Source organism: Sphingobacterium sp. SGG-5 (assembly GCF_011043525.1).
Taxonomy (GTDB): domain Bacteria; phylum Bacteroidota; class Bacteroidia; order Sphingobacteriales; family Sphingobacteriaceae; genus Sphingobacterium.
This window is the reverse complement of record NZ_JAAKGO010000005.1, coordinates 220,738-237,981: the sequence shown is the minus strand read 5'-3', so window position 1 is coordinate 237,981 and position 17,244 is coordinate 220,738. Positions and strand designations below refer to the sequence as shown.

10 protein-coding genes are annotated in these 17,244 nt (G+C 41.2%); 9 read left to right on the top strand and 1 reads right to left on the bottom strand.

What is annotated here, in order from left to right:
• The first annotated feature begins 46 nt into the window (after nucleotides 1-46).
• The 9 genes from G5B30_RS09505 to G5B30_RS09465 are packed head-to-tail and all read left to right on the top strand — an operon-like array spanning nucleotide 47 to nucleotide 15,529.
• The gene (locus G5B30_RS09505; RefSeq protein WP_165319744.1) at nucleotides 47-3,433 is read left to right on the top strand and encodes a TonB-dependent receptor; all 3,387 of its coding nucleotides are present in this window, start codon (nucleotides 47-49) and stop codon (nucleotides 3,431-3,433) included.
• A 36-nt stretch (nucleotides 3,434-3,469) separates the two neighbouring features.
• Complete coding sequence (locus G5B30_RS09500) at nucleotides 3,470-5,347, top strand: RagB/SusD family nutrient uptake outer membrane protein (RefSeq protein WP_165319743.1); 1,878 nt, start codon at nucleotides 3,470-3,472, stop codon at nucleotides 5,345-5,347.
• A gap of 19 nt (nucleotides 5,348-5,366) precedes the next feature.
• On the top strand, nucleotides 5,367-6,320 hold the full coding sequence (locus G5B30_RS09495; protein WP_165319742.1) for a DUF5017 domain-containing protein: 954 nt from the start codon (nucleotides 5,367-5,369) through the stop codon (nucleotides 6,318-6,320).
• Nucleotides 6,321-6,376: 56 nt separating this feature from the next.
• Nucleotides 6,377-7,039, top strand: coding sequence for a hypothetical protein (locus tag G5B30_RS09490; RefSeq protein WP_165319741.1), 663 nt, complete (start codon nucleotides 6,377-6,379; stop codon nucleotides 7,037-7,039).
• A gap of 13 nt (nucleotides 7,040-7,052) precedes the next feature.
• Nucleotides 7,053-8,111, top strand: coding sequence for a hypothetical protein (locus tag G5B30_RS09485; RefSeq protein ID WP_165319740.1), 1,059 nt, complete (start codon nucleotides 7,053-7,055; stop codon nucleotides 8,109-8,111).
• 18 nt (nucleotides 8,112-8,129) lie between these two features.
• The gene (locus G5B30_RS09480; protein ID WP_165319739.1) at nucleotides 8,130-10,037 is read left to right on the top strand and encodes an FAD-dependent oxidoreductase; all 1,908 of its coding nucleotides are present in this window, start codon (nucleotides 8,130-8,132) and stop codon (nucleotides 10,035-10,037) included.
• An 11-nt stretch (nucleotides 10,038-10,048) separates the two neighbouring features.
• Complete coding sequence (locus tag G5B30_RS09475; RefSeq protein WP_165319738.1) at nucleotides 10,049-12,481, top strand: LamG-like jellyroll fold domain-containing protein; 2,433 nt, start codon at nucleotides 10,049-10,051, stop codon at nucleotides 12,479-12,481.
• Entirely contained in the window at nucleotides 12,462-13,682 is a 1,221-nt protein-coding gene (locus tag G5B30_RS09470) for a glycoside hydrolase (RefSeq protein WP_240903167.1), read from the top strand. Before G5B30_RS09475 ends, G5B30_RS09470 begins: the two co-directional genes overlap by 20 nt.
• Nucleotides 13,683-13,687: 5 nt before the next feature.
• The gene (locus tag G5B30_RS09465) at nucleotides 13,688-15,529 is read left to right on the top strand and encodes a beta-N-acetylhexosaminidase (protein WP_165319737.1); all 1,842 of its coding nucleotides are present in this window, start codon (nucleotides 13,688-13,690) and stop codon (nucleotides 15,527-15,529) included.
• 83 nt (nucleotides 15,530-15,612) lie between these two features.
• On the opposite strand, the gene G5B30_RS09460 is transcribed toward G5B30_RS09465, so the two are convergent.
• Nucleotides 15,613-17,172 carry a calcineurin-like phosphoesterase C-terminal domain-containing protein gene (locus tag G5B30_RS09460; protein WP_165319736.1) on the bottom strand — a complete coding sequence of 520 codons (1,560 nt, stop codon included), beginning with the start codon at nucleotides 17,170-17,172 and terminating at the stop codon, nucleotides 15,613-15,615.
• Nucleotides 17,173-17,244: the final 72 nt, after the last annotated feature.

Below are 17,244 nucleotides of genomic sequence, written 5' to 3'. Positions count from 1 at the left end.
TGGTTGCAGTGCTTTACCTTATACTTCACTTATATTTTTGTTGAGGATGAAGATAATTGTTGCCTTTTTGGTTATCTGTTTTCAAATTCAGGCCGTGGCACGGTCTCAAACTGTTACGCTGGTAGTCGAAAACACAAGCTTGAAAGAGGTTTTCAAGGAAATAAGAAGACAGACAGCTTTTGGCTTTTTATACAAGGAAGCTGATTTGCGGGGGAGTAAACCTGTGGCGGTTTCGATGAAGAACAAACCTTTATCTGAAGTGCTTGATGCCTGTCTGCGCGATCAACCATTGACCTACGAGATCGAGAAAAATTTCGTTATAGTAAAGAGGAAGAATAGCATATCAAAAAGCCCTATTGCTGACCAGACCAGAGAAGTGACGGGAACGGTGACAGGTGAGAATAATGAACCCTTGCCTGCAGTCAGTGTTGTGGTAAAGGGTACGTCGATAAGAGCGGTGTCGGATACACAGGGAAAGTTTCGGATCCATGTGCCGAATCGGGAAGCCGTTCTGGTATTTAGTTATCTGGGATATAGTGCTCAGGAACGGGTGGTCGCAAATGACAATAATATCTATATTAAACTGATAAGGGCAATATCGGAAATAGAGGAAGTGGTCGTCAATATCGGCTATGGCGAAGTGAAGAAAGAGGACTTGACGGGAGCAGTGGGCGTAGTCAATATGGAAGATTTGCAAAAAGCTCCTGTAGCGACAATGGAGCATGCTTTGGCGGGAAGAATTGCGGGGGTACAGGTAAGCTCGAATGATGGACAGCCAGGTGAAGGAATGAATATTGTGATAAGGGGTGGGAATTCGTTGACACAAAGTAACGCACCGTTATATGTTATTGATGGTTTCCCGACCGAGGATGCAATTAGCGGTATCTTAAATCCGAAAGATATTGAATCAATTACCATATTGAAAGATGCGTCTGCAACGGCCATTTATGGTTCAAGAGGAGCTAATGGGGTAATTGTGGTCGAGACTAAAAAGGGAAAAGTAGGTATACCGGCATTAACGTATGATGGTTCGGTTGGATTTCAGAATGTGACAAAGAAAATAGAGTTGTTGAATCCTTATGAATTTGTGAAGTATCAACTGGAAACAAATGAAGCAATAGCGACCTATTCGTATCTGACAGGTCCAGAAAGAACATTGGAAGATTATCATTCCATAGCTCCGATTGATTGGCAGGATAAAATGTTTGGTTCAGCAGCCCCTTTACATATTCATAATGTCTCACTAACAGGAGGAACACCGCAGACCAAATATACTGTTTCAGGATCACTTTTCGATCAAACTGGTGTTATCGTAAATTCTGGATATAGTCGCTATCAAGGCCGAGTCTTGCTTGACCAGAAGATTAACGATAAGCTAAAACTTTTTGTGAATGTGAATGCAAGTAAAGAAAGTAGCTATGGGCAGCCTGTTTCATCTTCGAGATCAAATAGTGGACAAGCGTATTCTACCTATTTAATGTATCAAATATGGGGTTATCGGCCCATTCCCTTAGAAGGTATAATTGCGGAAGAAGAGCCTCTTGATGATTTAGCGACGGACGAGCGTTTTAACCCTTATCTATCGGCATCAAATGAATTGAATAAAAGAATGAGAAACACCCTGTTTGCCAACGCCAGGGTGAATTATGCATTTGCTAAGAACTTTGATCTGGCTATACGAGGCGGTATTAATAATAGGACGCTTTTACAAGAATCTTTTTATAATGAATTAACGTCAAGAGGGTATCCCTTTGCAAGTAACACGAGGGGGGTGAATGGTGGATTATATAATACCTATTATAACACCTGGGTAAATGAAAATCTGTTGACATATAGAAATCGGATTAATAAGAACAATAATGTAAATGTTGTCGTTGGGACGACGTTCCAATCTAATGAAAGTAAACGTAATGGTTATGCTGCACAACGGGTTCCGAATCCAGAATTAGGTGTTAGTGGATTAGATTGGGGAGAGCTATCTTCGTTGGCATCGTCGGTAACTAATAATACATTGGTATCCTTCCTTTCTCGGGTAAACTATAACTATAAATCCAAATATTTGTTTACAGCCTCATTTCGAGCAGATGCTTCATCCAAATTTGCTAAAGGCAATAAATGGGGGTATTTCCCTTCCGGGGCTTTTGCCTGGAGCATGGGAAAAGAAGATTTTATTAAAAAATTATCCTTCGTATCTGATGCAAAATTAAGAGTAAGTTACGGTATAACGGGCAATAATAGAGTAGGGGATTTCCCGTGGCTCTCTACGTTGACTATGCCATATGCACATTATTATTCTTACAACAACCAGACACCTTTACATGGTATTTTCCCAAGCACATATGGAAATGAAGATTTAAAATGGGAAAGCACGGAACAGATGGATATTGGTTACGATCTCTCCCTTTTTAAAGAAAGGATAAACCTTACAGTTGACTTGTATAGAAAAAACACCAGTGATCTGTTGTTAGATGCCGTTGTGCCATATAGTACAGGCTATTCAACGATATTTAAGAACATAGGTAAAGTGAGAAATGAAGGTGTAGAAATAGCTTTAAATACGATCAATTATAAAACACGGAATTTCGAATGGTCGAGTGATTTTAATATTGCTTTTAATAGAAATAAAGTTCTGGCGTTAGCGGAAGATCAAGAAAAATTAATATCTACTGTATCGTTTCCCGCTTCCTACACAGAGGCGCAGTTATATTTAGCTAAAGTAGGTGAACCTGCGGCGACCTTCTTCGGTTATCAATGGGAAGGAAACTACCAATTGGAAGATTTCGATGTACAACCGGATGAAAGCTACAGATTAAAGAGCCATGTTCCCTCAAACGGAAGTGCAAATGTGCAGCCGGGCGACATAAAATATAAAGACTTTAACGGAGATGGAATCGTGAATGATAAAGACCGCGTCTACATCGGGAGAGCTATTCCTATCCATATTGGAGGTTTCAATAACAATTTTGTCTATAAAAATTTCGCCTTGAATGTGTTTTTTCAATGGTCATATGGTAATGATATTTTTAATGCTAACCGCGACATGTTTGAAGGGAATCTGTACAGTCGAAATAACTTGAACCAATATGCAACTTATGCCAACAGGTGGACCCCGGAGAATCCCAATAACGAGTATTTTCGGTCAGGAGGACAGGGCCCTACAGGTATGTTCTCTTCAAGAATAATAGAAGATGGATCTTATTTACGTCTTAAAACAGTTTCTCTTTCGTACCGGTTTTCCGACAACATATGTAAGCAGCTTAAGTTGAAGGGTATTGATGTGTACGCTTCGGCTCAAAACCTATATACCTGGACGAATTATTCGGGAATGGATCCGGAGGTTTCTGTACAGAATAAAACATTAACACCTGGCTTTGATTATTCGGCCTATCCCCGGGAGCGCGCAGTCACTTTTGGCGTAAAGGTGTCATTATAAATAGTGAATAGCATGTATTTATTAAAAGATTCTAAGATGAAAAAAAGTTGTTTTATAGCTTCTTTATCGTTGATTATAGGGGTGTTACTGATTTCCTGTGAAAAGTTTTTAGACACCACTCCAGATGATTTTTTAACACCTAAAAATTATTACGATACAGAAGAACAGTTGCAAAATGCATTAAACGGCGTGTATGCGACATTGAGAAGCTCTTATTTATACGGAAACTACATGTTGGGAAGAATGGGACTTGAAGCTGATGAAGGGTTTAGTTCCTTTGCCAATGAGTTAGCCACTGTTGGTGGGTATAATGTTTCTACCAATGATATTAAAATAGAGGCATTCTGGCAAGAACTGTATGTGGGTATTAATAAAGCGAATTTATTACTGGAGAATATCAATAAGCCCGTCATGGATGAGACGCAACGAAAAGTTATAGAAGGGCAAGCTTTGTTTTTACGGGGCTATTTCTATTTTATGTTGGTTAGAAATTTTGGTGATGTACCATTACTTCTAAAAACACCAGTGTCAGCTTCGATAACAGATATACACCTTCCAAGGACACCGGCAAAAAAAGTGTATGAACAGATATTGGAAGATATGGAGCGTGCCGCTGATATGGTAGAAGATATTGAGACCATCGGGCATGGAGGTAAAGTCAGTAAGTCTGCTGTGTGGGGTATCATGGCAAGGGTATGTTTGCATATGGCTGGCTCACCGGTTAATGAAACATCGAAGTATGCAGATGCTAAAAAATGGGCAGAGAAAGTAATCAGTTTGGGTGTTCATGAACTGAATGTCTCGTACGAAGACGTGTTTATAAATTATATACAAGATAAATATGATTATAAAGAAAGTATTTGGGAAGTCGAATTTTGGGGAAATAATAGTGTCGGGCCATACACAAGTGGTGGAATGGTCGGACGGGGAAATGGTATTCGGTATGGACAAAATCTAGACCCTTCGATAGGTTATGCCGTAGGTTATACCCATTCGAGCATATACCTGTATAACCTGTACGATTCGCCGGATAAGCTCTATTCATACGACCAACGGAGAGACTGGGCAATAGCACCATTCAAATACAATAACGTGAATCCGGCTACAAAAACATATCATACCACCACGGAAATCAGTCAAAGACATGTGGGGAAGTTCAGAAGGGAGTACGAAACACTGTTGCCTAAAGTCGATGGGTATACGTCTATCAACTTTCCATTATTGCGCTACGCTGATGTTTTGCTCATGTATGCAGAGGCTGATAATGAGTCGAATAATGAGGATGGACCTAGCCCCTTAGCTAAACAATACCTGAACGATGTGAGAAGACGGGCGTACGGTAAATATCTTAACGGTAAAGGAGGTGTTTCGGAGAATATAAAGACTATTGATGTTACTGCTGGAGGAACAGGATATACTGTGGCCCCGGCAGTAACGATAACAGGGGGAAATGGTACGGGTGCTACCGCTACAGCCAGTATCTCGGGTGGCAGTGTGACCGAGATAACCATAACCAATCCAGGTATACAGTTTACTTCTACACCTGTTGTTACGATCACAGGAGGTAATGGCACTGGGGCAACGGCAATGGCTACCCTAACTACGGTAGGGGATGCGGACGCTTCACCTTTAGATTTAGTGGATAGAATAGCTTTCCGGGAATTGATACAACAGGAGAGAGCCAGAGAGTTGGCTTTTGAGCTCCTACGAAAGGGAGATATTGTAAGGTGGGGCATTTTCGAAGAGCGGATGGAATATTGCCGGACGCTGACATTGGCTGCGCCCGCTTTTACGGACAGAAATAATGCACTTATTTATTATACGAATGCATCTGCAAGAGATGTGGTCTGGCCTATTCCGGCACATGACATGGGGGTTAATCCTAATCTCAAACCACAAAATAATGGATGGTAAAATTAAACAAGAAAATGTAATGAAAACATATTATTTATTAATCCTATTCTGTGCATTAATGCTCTCTTCCTGCAGTAAGGAAGCGAATGTTGATCTCCCTGATTTCGATGTAGATGTGGAGTCTTTGGAGGTCAAAGCCAATGAAGAAGTAACTTTTCATTTTTCAGGAAGTCCGGATTTTATTAACTTTTATTCTGGCGAGTGGGGTAATGATTATGAATTTAGGGCTGGAAGGATAGAAGAATCGGACATTACCCTGTCGTTTGAGTCCTTAATTATTAATAGCCGGGACGCTACACAAGATAACCAGCTGGCGGTTCTCCTTTCTAACAATTTTAATGGAGAGCTTAATATCAGTGACGTGGAAGCTGCCGATTGGACTGATATCACTGACGAATTTAGGGTAGCTCATCTCTCGGATGAGAATAGCACTTGGATCGCTTCAGGAGCAGGAAATATATCACCTTATATTGAAGATGGCAAGCCGACATATATTGCATTTCGATACACGGCTATGCCGAGATCGACACACGGTCTTATCCCTAATTTTCTTAGAGTGCGTAGTTTTTTACTGGAATCTTTAAGTTCCAATGGTGAAAAATCGACGCTGGCTACACACGCCAGTGCTGGCATTACACCGCCAAAGGAATTGGTGAAGTCAGCGACTTTCGCGGCAGGCAGATCTAACCTGCAGGCTACCTATTTGAATTTTTATGGTAATATCTCTCCGTCACAGGATGACGTTACGCACACCGCATGGGCGATTACTAATCCCCTTGATATTGGCAAAACGGTAGATTTCGGTATCGATAAGGCTGTTTCTGTGAAAACAGTGGAAGATGGTGTGATTGACGCATATACACACACGTATAGCGAAGCAGGAACATATCATGTGGTGTTTGAGGCAAAAAATGCAAATGTATATGGTGAGAAAACTGTTATTAAACAGCTTGAAATAACGGTTAAGCCATAAGGGTGTCGGATAATTTGAATAGCAAAAATCAGTTGAACATACAAAAAGAAATAAACATGAAAAATAAGATAAAACTTTTCGGAATTGCCATATTATTATTTGTAGTCAATATAGGTCACACACAAATATTGGGATGGAACTTTTCCGATCCGGATACTAAAGGGAATGAGGAGTCTGCGGCTGCAAAGTTGCGGGATCCGAATTTGAAACCCTCTGAACTTATCAGAGGCAATGCGCTTATTAACCCCAATACGTTTACCAGAAGCTTTGTTTCGAGGCTTTCCTTGGTGGGGACTTCTGATAATACGAAAGAAAAAGCGTTTTCCAAAGGAGCATACTATGAGTTTAGGGTACAACCGAATAAGGGCTATACGGTGGCACTTTCGTCTCTAAAAGCGAAGCTGAGACCAGGAGCGGGAGGGCCTTATTACTACAGATGGGCATACAGTTTAGATGGAAAGAAGTTCAACGAATTAGGAGATAAAGATGTCAGTATTAAATATGACTATGGTAAGCCTGATGGCTTATGGCAACCGGTATTGCAACTGTCGGGGGTTAGGGCACTGCAGGAGATAGGGCAAAAAAAAGGTGTTGTCTTTCGGTTATATATATGGGGAGGTACGAATCCCGAAACTGCTACATTTACTATAGGAAGATCTGAGGGAGGAAATCCACAAGACTATGTCCTGTCATTGGACGGGGAAGTAAAGGCTAAGTAAAGTGTTGTAAAAAATGGCCAAAGAGGTTGTATGCATCTGGTTATTAATGGCAAGTGGATTGTCATATTTGATTGCCCAGACGGATCATAAATATGCATTAGGTACAAAGCAAGAAGCATTCATCTTCAGTTCGGAGAATGAAAGGTTTGTCGTTTACTTATTAAAGGACAATCACGGCTTTGCTACATATTATTCGACTAATTTGACCGGAGAAGTGTGCTTGGATGGTTTGTGCAGACCAATCAATGTAGATATATATTGGGACCTGCTGGGAAACTTCGCAGATTATGCAACAACTGAGGAGAATCGTTTGACAAAATTTGATCATGTTGCCTTTACTCCCGAAGATCATCTTAAGCTAAAAGAAATATTGGCGGATACGGAGTCTTTATTACGGGATTATGCCATGGAAGAGCTCTTGGATACTACCGTTAGGGTAGCGTCGCTCATAAAAGCTGACGCGGTTACAAGAGCGACGAGTAAAACGTTTGAAAGTGCTGTCGTTCCAGGTGCGGTATATACCGTTTATAGATTGTGGCATTTCGTAAACAGTGATATTAGAAGGAAAATTTTAGCAAACTCTCAAAAAAATGTGTTTACAGATGCCGAGATAAAAAGACTCTTGCTTTCGGGAAATAGGGATTATCAATACTATTTAATCGACAACATTCCAGAAGCTAAGGTAGAGGTATTTAAGGATCAGCTGATTCAGCTGATAGGAGATAAGGATGATTTCGTACCGTTATATGCACTGGAGAAACTGCCGCAAGGAGTTTGGTCAAAGGAAGAGTTGCAAGCGAGGGTATTTAAGCAAATGCCTGAACTTAAGAATGCCGTACGAGTCTTTATACTGGAAAAGCTATCGAAACTTGCTATACCTACCGATAACTTAAGGTTATTAATTCAATCCATTCCTGTACTGTCCGGGAAACAGTTGGACTTGGCATTTGATATATTAAAAGGTAATAGACTGATCGTAAAAGATCAACTGTTGCAAGATGTTCATTCGCTTCTTACAGTCAATAACGCAGATATACGTGAATATACAGAAGATTTATTAAAACAACTGTGAATAAAAAGATAAAAGGAAATGAAAGATAATAGACGTAATTTTTTGAAGGCTATTGGTTTGGGAACCAGCGCATTTTTTATTAATCCGGTAGCAGCTTATCAAGGAAATGTAGAAAAAAAGAAGCTGGTTGACGTGATCGATAATGAAGATACTTATATCACACGTAAGATGGAAACTGATGTTGTGGTGGCAGGAGGAGGCATGTCGGGTGTTTGTGCGGCCATAGCAGCAGCGAGAAATGGTGCGAAAGTCGTGCTGATTCAAAATCGCTCGAGATTAGGCGGAAACGCAAGTAGTGAAGTGAGGATGCACATATCGGGCGCAACCGTTTTGAGGCAGGTTTGGAGAGAAACGGGGATATTAGAAGAGTTGATGTTGGAGGAAGCGGTAGTGAATCAACAAAAGTCTTATGAGATTTTAGACTACGTGTTGTATGACAAGGTGATGTCTGAGCCCAATATAACACTTTTGTTCGATGCCAGTGTGTATGATGCAACTGCAAGGGGACGGACAATAACTCATGTGAAGGCCTATTGTTCGCAAACAGAGGAATTATATGAGGTACAAGGTAAATATTTCGTCGATTGTACAGGTGATGGTACGCTGGCCGCATTAGTCGGTGCAGAATTTATGATAGGAAGGGAGGCGAGGTCAAAGTGGAATGAATCACTGGGACATGAAAAGCCTGACGATATCACGATGGGAAACAGTTTGCTGTTTATGGCAGAAGAATACGATAAGCCTATGCCATTTAAAGCACCTTCATGGGCGAGAAAATATACATTAAAAGACTTTCAGCATCGGAAAATCACGTCATGGGAATACGGTTATTGGTGGCTGGAGTTGGGCGGTATGGAAGATATCATTAAAGATGGCCAAAAAATCAGGCATGATCTGATGGCGGTGTTGTTTGGCGTTTGGGATTATATCAAAAACTCAGGCAACCACCCCGAGTCCGAAAATTGGGCGCTTTCCTGGTTTGGAGCTATCCCTGGAAAACGAGAAAGCAGAAGGATAACTGGCGATTACATTATGACGCAAAAGGATATTCAATCGCCCGAAAAATTATATGATGGTGTGGCGTATGGAGGATGGGCATTAGACGATCATTTACCTTTGGGAATGGATGACACGGCCGCAAAGCCATTTCGGGCAGTACCTTTGAAAGGGCCTTATCCTATCCCCATGCGATCGTTATATAGCAAAAGTTTTGATAACTTATTGATGGCAGGTAGGAATATGAGTGGCTCACATATCGCACTTTCTTCGACTCGGGTGATGGCAACCTGTGCAGCCATGGGGCAAGCCGTAGGAACAGCGGCTAATTATTGTATAAACAAAAATATTACCCCGGCGGCGTTGTGTGCAGAGGGAGACAATATCAAAGAGTTTAGGCAGATTCTACTCAGACAGGATCAACCGATATTGCATGTCGTCAATACTGACGACAAAGATTTAGCTCGAAAAGCGAGTGTAAAAGCCTCTTCAGAAACAGAAAAAGGGAAAGCTATTCGTGTGATAGATGGTATTAACCGAGATATACAGGACGGACAGGTCCATCAGTGGCAAGCCGAGATGGGTGATGTATCTCCTTGGGTAGAATTGCGTTGGAAGGATGCGGTATCTTTAAATCAAATAGAATTTACATTTGATACCGGTTTGCATCGTTTCTTAAGAATATCGGGTGAGGCAGTAGTATTGAAAGGGCAGGTTAGAGGGCCGCAACCGGAGACTATCTCCGATTTTCTGATCGATGTCCTCCACAAAGGAAAATCCGTCTACAAAAATCTAATAAAAGGAAACTATCTGCGCAAGTTCGTCCACCAACTGCCTGAAAAAATAACGGCGGATGCGGTACGGATAACGGTACAGAAAACAAATGGAGACAAGTTGGCCCGAATATTCGAGATCAGATGTTACGCATAAATATGAAAACGATGAATAAATTAATTCATACCTATATTACGTTGTTACTTACGGTATCAGTCGCCTATGCGAGTTGTAGTAAACAAGTAGATCGGGATAGTTCGGAGGGTGTTCCGCCATTACCAGTAAGTTTACAAGAAGGTTTGGTTGGGTACTGGGCTATGGATGAGGGAAAAGGAAGTATAGCCGGTGACAGCTCTTCCACCACCGCTAATGGAACGCTGATTGAAAGTGCATGGGGGAGTGGATATTACCGGCATGCAGTTTCTTTTACGACGAGTACGAATGGCTACATCGATTTAGGAAAAAAGCTATATGAGAAATTGGATGGCGCTAGCCAGATCACGTTATCGTGTTGGATCAAAAATACCGATCATCCAGATTTACGTTATGATATATTCAATACGTTTAATGGTTCCGGATCGGGTTTTACTGTATATCTGGCACCGAAAGGAGAACTCCGGATAGGAGGGCGGAGCACAGCAACGGAAACCTTTAAGTCTAATGGCTTCAATTATACTTTTTCGCAGACCTGGGTACACATTACAGCTACAGTTGATTATGTAAAGAATGAGTTTTTGTTGTATGTAAATGCCGAAAAAATACCAGTAAAGGTCGGGAATGTACCTCACTTTAGCAGTGACAAATATGAGGTTCCAAGCCAACGTGTAAATGATTTCATTGGAGGTTTCAAAGGACGTAATTATACATTCAACGGGGCGATTGATGATGTGAGGTTATATAATAGAAGGTTAAATGAAGATGAAATTTATGCACTTGCACGACCGGATCGGAATCCCAATTTAGTAAGTGTGCAAGATGCTGAACGTGAAAAAGTAAAAGGTATAAGGACGTTGATGCAAAACAATATCGCGCTATATACTGGGAAAAATCATGCCATAGCAGGTAGTAAGCGGTATTTTATAGATGGAGATCATGCGACTGTAATGCCGTTTATGGAACAGGGGACTATGTATATACCCGTGGCGTTCGTAGCAGACAAGTTTGGAGCTGATGTGGATTGGAATGCACAAACCAAAATTGTGCATATCAAAGATGGGGTACGAAACATCACAATGAAAGAGGGAGATGATTTCATCACTATCAATGGTCAACAGACATCATTAAATAGCACTATACAGCTCAGGTATGAGACCTTGTTTGTGCCTGCAGAGGCGGTATCCTTCGCTTTGGACAAAAAAATATTTCAAGGGTTGAATGGGAAGTTAGTGGTGTATGGAGATAATATTGATGCGTTTAAACAAACATCATCAAAAGAAATAATAGCGATTATGCCGGACTACTTTCTCCCAGACAAATATCTGGCCCCGAAAAGAGACGTGAGACGCACAAGACAAGAGCTTTTGTATCTGGATCCGGCTAAGAAACGATATGTCTCGAATCCCAGTATCGAACGTCTGCCGGATGGTACATTTATAGCAAGTTGTACAAACAGTGGTGTAGGTTTGGTGAATTATATATTCCGTTCCACGGATGGGGCAAAGTCATGGCAGTTGGTGACCGAACTGACAGGCATTATGTGGGCAACTCTCTTTTACCATGATGATGCGCTGTATTTGATGGGTACAAAAAGTAGCTTAGGAGACATTATCATTCGGAAAAGTACAGACAAAGGGACGACATGGACAAATGCGACTGATAGTCAAACGGGTGTTTTATTTAAAGGAGGGACGAATCCCTATGATACCCCTCCAAACCATCACACAGCGCCAACACCAGTATTAAAGGCAAATGGTAGGATATATAGAGCTTTTGAAGATAACACACCGCATGAGTTTCCTAAAATGAAAGCATTTATGATTTCTGCTCCGGAAGATAGTGACTTACTGGATGCGTCAAATTGGGTTGCCACCGAAAAACTATCCTATGATTATCAAAACTGGAAGGAACCCTATAACTTTTTGGCTCCGGGATGGTTGGAAGGGAACGCTGTCCAGGCACCTGACGGGAATGTCTGGAATTTTATCCGATTTAATGCAAGGCCATACCCCGACAAAGCAGCAATAATGAAACTCTCACCGGATGGTCAAAAACTGTTGTTCAGGTATCCACAAGATATTATTGATTTTCCGGGAGGGACCACTAAGTTTTCTATCAAATATGACACCAAGACAAAGAAATACTATTCGTTGGTAAACAACAGCGTGGATGCAACTTTTGCAGGGCATCGGTGCGTGCTTTCGTTGGTGGTATCCGATGATTTATTAAATTGGAAAATCGTCGAGACTGTTCTATATGACGATAATATCCATTTTTGGGAGGATACAATGCTACTCGTAGGCTACCAATACGTCGATTTTGTTTTTGACGGTGATAATATCGTCTTCGTGGTAAGAGAAGCGTGGGGTGGGGCTGCAAATTATCATGATGCAAACAGATTTACCTCTTATGTCCTGAAAGACTATGCGAAATATGTTAATTGAGGTCATGCTGAAACTACGACTATGTAGTTTGGTTGCGTGTATGCTAGTAAGTGCATTGTCGGGTTTGTACGCGCAGAAAACTAAATCCAAAAGGCCTCCGGGAGTTATTATTGATTATAGTTCGGCATCGACAGGTAAATATATTGGCTCTCCCTCACTATGTTTGAGAAGCAATGAAGACTATGTCGCATCGCATGATTTTTTTGGACCCGGAGCTGTTGAAAAGAATATTGGAATAACGGTTGTTTTTAAATCGATCAATAAGGGGAAGACGTGGGAACAGATTAGTGTGGTACATGGGCAGTTTTGGTCAACGCTTTTTGAACATAACGATGTGTTATATCTATTTGGTACTGATAGAGAATACGGTAATCTTATTATCAGAAAATCCACCGATGGGGGATATACCTGGACAGAACCTTTAGATAAGAATTCAGGATTATTATTTGCGGGGAAATACCATACCGCGCCTGTACCTATTATTCGACATAATGGTTATATGTGGCGGGCCGTAGAAGAAATAGACCGTAGGCAAAAGAAATGGGGAAAAATGTTTATGAGCAGTATGTTTTCGGCAAATCTGTCCGGCGACCTGATGAAAGCGTCGACGTGGAGAAAAACGAATAGTCTGCCCTATGATTCTACATACTTGAAGGGTGCATTTGTCGGATGGCTGGAAGGCAATGCGGTATTAGATACAAACGGAAATGTTGTTAATCTGCTGCGGGTAAGTACACAGGTTGCCGGTGTGGAAAAAGCAGCAGTTGTGCCCGTTTCAGATGATGGTTTGAGGGCAACATTTGACAAAGAAAAGGACTTTATAAATTTTCCGGGAGGGTCTAAGAAGTTTTCAGTTCGGTACGACAGTATCACGAATTTATATTGGACGTTGTCGAATGTTATTGCACCTGATTTGATGCATATAAAGGAAACGGGCAGAATACGAAATACGATAGCATTATGTTCGTCTAAAGATCTTCGAAACTGGCGGATACATAAGTATATACTTCATCATTCCGATAGGAATAAACATGGATTTCAGTATGTAGACTGGCAGTTTGAAGGTGCAAAAAATATTGTATTTGTATCCAGAACAGCTTTTGATGATGCGTATGGCGGGGCACATCGACAGCACGATGCGAATTATCTGACTTTCCACCGGATCAAGAACTTTAGGAAATTAAAAAACTATATTAAATAGAAAGTATGAAGATTATAGTAGTGATGTTTGCGTTAATAGTGTTTTTTGCAAAAGATGCTATTGGCAATAGGGACACATTAAATACCATTATACCTAAACCATTATATTTTAAAAGTGTGCCGGGGAATTTTAAGATTAATAGTCACACTGTAATATATATCGAGCCGGGGAAAGGAGATATAAAAGCAGTGGGGAACCAATTGTTAGATAAGATTTATGACATTACAGGTTTAAGACTTCAGTTGATAGAAAAAGTTGTAAGCTCCGGAAGCAATTCTATTCGTTTGATGACTGCGGGGGTAACAGATTCCTTAGGGATCGAGGGATATAAACTAATTTCTGATAGGAATTCTATTACGATCACCGGAGAAAGTGCTCATTGTATTTTTTATGGCATGCAGTCTCTTGTACAGTTAATGAATAATTCGACGGTTAAATCTGTCGTTCCTGCTGTGGAAATATATGACAAGCCGAGATTTGAGTGGCGAGGGTTGATGCTGGATGTGGGGAGGTATTTTTATTCTGTAGAATTTATCAAGAAGATGATCGATCGTATGGCGATGTATAAGATGAATACCTTTCACTGGCATTTGACTGAAGATCAGGGTTGGCGAATAGAAATAAAGAAGTATCCAGAGCTCACTGCAAAAGGGGCTTGGCGTTCCGAAACGCAATACATCAGAGGGCCGATCGGGATAGATAAACATCCACACGGTGGCTATTATACACAGGAGCAGATCAAAGAGGTTGTAAAATATGCGCAATCTAAATTTATTACAATTATACCCGAGATCGAGATGCCCGGACACTCCTTAGCGGCACTTTCTGTTTTTCCTGATCTTTCCTGTACCGGCGGTCCTTTTAAGATTCCAGGACAGTGGAGAGTCGAAAAGGATGTCTATTGCGCAGGCAATGAAAAGACGTTTCAGTTTTTAGAAGACGTGCTGACAGAAGTGACGGCATTGTTTCCGGGAAGCGTCATCCATATCGGTGGTGATGAATGTCCCAAAGATAGGTGGAAGGCCTGCCCAAAATGTCAGGCAAGGATACATGAAGAAGGTTTGAAAGATGAACACGAGTTACAGAGTTATTTTATCAAGAGAATTGAGAAATTTCTCCTTACCAAGCAAAAGAATATTATCGGTTGGGACGAGATTTTGGAAGGAGGACTGGCTCCCAATGCTATGGTCATGTCGTGGAGAGGCATAAAGGGCGGGATCGAAGCAGCAAAACAGCAGCATGAGGTCGTGATGAGTCCAAGCGATTTCATGTATCTTGATTTTCCCCAAGGAGAAGCTCACTTAGAACCGTACGCGCATACCAGGAGAATACTACCTATACAAAAATTATATGCTTACGAACCTGTACCCGAGGAATTGGAAAGTGCTGATCATAAATATATAAAAGGTGTGCAAGGCAATGTATGGACTGAGCATATCCATTCTCCTGAAGCGGTGGAATATATGGTTTTTCCACGTATAACCGCGCTGGCAGAAGTCAGTTGGACACATCCTTCGTTGAAAGATTGGAAGGGGTTTTCGAGACGTTTGGAATATGAACTTGCTAATTACGACAGGATGGGTATCCATTATGCAAAAAGCCACTATAATGTATGGTTTGCAGCGGATGTTGATACGGTATCTGCTATCGCTCATGTAAACTTAGAGGCGTATAGTTATGAACCTGAGATACGGTACACCTTGGATGGTACAGAGCCTACCGTAAATTCGGTCTTATATATTAAACCCTTTGAGATAAAATTGCCAATCACTGTTAAGGCAGCCACGTTCAGGGGAAATAAGCGGATCGGATCTATTAATACAAGATCGTTCGCCATTATCGAATAAAATCAGTTTGCTGATTTTATAATTGTAGATACAGTCTACATAGCTTTTTAATGAGAGGGCGCCTGGTTAGCGCCCCTTTTTTTCTACTCAACAATCTCTACTTCTTTAGACTGAAGATGTGTCTTACCAAATAGGTCCGTTGCTCTGACATGTATGGTGTGGCGGCCCGCTGCTAATTTCTTCTTCGGTAGTTTAATCGTCCAGATATGCGTAGAGGTCACTGGTGTTGATGGTCTCCGTGCATCCATCAACATATCCGCATTATCGAATTTCAAGACTTCATATTGGTACTTGGGATCTTCCACTTCCGCATATTTCATTTTTACCCATTTTTTTCCATCCAGGCTATATTCCACAACATCCTTGGCCGAGCCCATAAAAAAGTTGGTGTACAGGGTGTGCCGTGATACGTTGCTACGTTTCAATACTGCGGGAAAAATAATGTTCATTTGATAATCTTCGGATTCACCAGCTACTTTGTAATCCAAGGTATACGTATTGCCTTGGACATTCAATATGGCATAGCCCTTAGGTGTTCCATCACGCATAGTCGATGCCGGCACACCCTGTTTGTTTGTCAAGCCTGAATACCAATCACCGGATGTCGTGCCGACATTATACTCATGATGGGGACGATCCTGCTGCCAGCCCTCCTCTTTGGTATAAAAATTATGCCGTTGGAGGTGCGTGTGGGCAGACAAGGAAAGGGTGTTGGGGTATTCAACCAACAGGTCAAAAAGGCGTTGACGGTCTTCCTTTCGAAAGGCACTTCGCAACGGAATATGAAAGGCCAATACGATAAGCTTGTCTTTTGGAACAAATTTTAAGCTGTTTTCGACAAAATCCAGTTGGTCTTTCCGAAAACCGCCCAAATATCCTTTTCCTGTTTGTGGGTTAGGGTATAGGATATTGTCCAGCACAATAAAGTAAGCATCTCCGTAATGGAAAGCATAATTATTAGGCCCGAATGTTTTTTCAAACGTCTCGTCGGCGTAGATGTCATCCTGGACATCGAAGTTCATATCGTGGTTGCCCATCACGTTGAACCAAGGCATACCAAGTTGTGCTACAGCCTTGTTATAGGGGATAAAGAGTGTGGGATCATTACCGACTAAATCACCGAGACTAAGACCGAAGGAAAATTGCTCGGGATCAGTGATGTCTTGAACAATGCCTTTATCAAAATAATCGACCTCCTCCATGGTGTAGGCCTGCGGATCTCCAAATACCAGAGCACGAAAGTTTTTTTGTTCTTTGTTGTCCTTCATTAAGGCAAAATCTAACGATTTAGGCAATTTTCCAGTCGGTTCGCTTCCTGTAAACTTTAGCTTAGGAGAACCTTCCGGCTTGTGGATATAATAAAACTGTGGATTGTTATTTTCATTCAACGGAAAATGATATCCGTTGGGTTTGATGACGAAGAAAATGCTGTTTTCTCGGGCCGGGAGCTGGTATTTCCCGGAAATGTCAGTAAGGACAACTTCCACGCCATTGCTAACTGCAACTTGTGCAACACCTTTTTCTTTGCGTTCTTTTCGGCCATTCTGGTTGATGTCTTCGTAAACTATCCCCTGTGCAATTTCTTGTCCATAAGATAGGTTTGAAACAAGAAGTCCAAGGAAGATGGTAAATTTTAAATTCATAGTTGCAGTTGTTATTTTGTTGCAAAATAAGTATATTAATATAAATAAATCACTCTTTTTGCTTTAAGAATA

Bases quoted from the DNA above. Each gene is read 5' to 3' on its own strand.
- G5B30_RS09505 (WP_165319744.1), top strand. From the start codon at position 47: ATGAAGATAATTGTTGCCTTTTTGGTTATCTGTTTTCAAATTCAGGCC.
- G5B30_RS09500 (WP_165319743.1), top strand. From the start codon at position 3,470: ATGAAAAAAAGTTGTTTTATAGCTTCTTTATCGTTGATTATAGGGGTG.
- G5B30_RS09495 (WP_165319742.1), top strand. From the start codon at position 5,367: ATGAAAACATATTATTTATTAATCCTATTCTGTGCATTAATGCTCTCT.
- G5B30_RS09490 (WP_165319741.1), top strand. From the start codon at position 6,377: ATGAAAAATAAGATAAAACTTTTCGGAATTGCCATATTATTATTTGTA.
- G5B30_RS09485 (WP_165319740.1), top strand. From the start codon at position 7,053: ATGGCCAAAGAGGTTGTATGCATCTGGTTATTAATGGCAAGTGGATTG.
- G5B30_RS09480 (WP_165319739.1), top strand. From the start codon at position 8,130: ATGAAAGATAATAGACGTAATTTTTTGAAGGCTATTGGTTTGGGAACC.
- G5B30_RS09475 (WP_165319738.1), top strand. From the start codon at position 10,049: ATGAATAAATTAATTCATACCTATATTACGTTGTTACTTACGGTATCA.
- G5B30_RS09470 (WP_240903167.1), top strand. From the start codon at position 12,462: ATGCGAAATATGTTAATTGAGGTCATGCTGAAACTACGACTATGTAGT.
- G5B30_RS09465 (WP_165319737.1), top strand. From the start codon at position 13,688: ATGAAGATTATAGTAGTGATGTTTGCGTTAATAGTGTTTTTTGCAAAA.
- G5B30_RS09460 (WP_165319736.1), bottom strand. From the start codon at position 17,172: ATGAATTTAAAATTTACCATCTTCCTTGGACTTCTTGTTTCAAACCTA.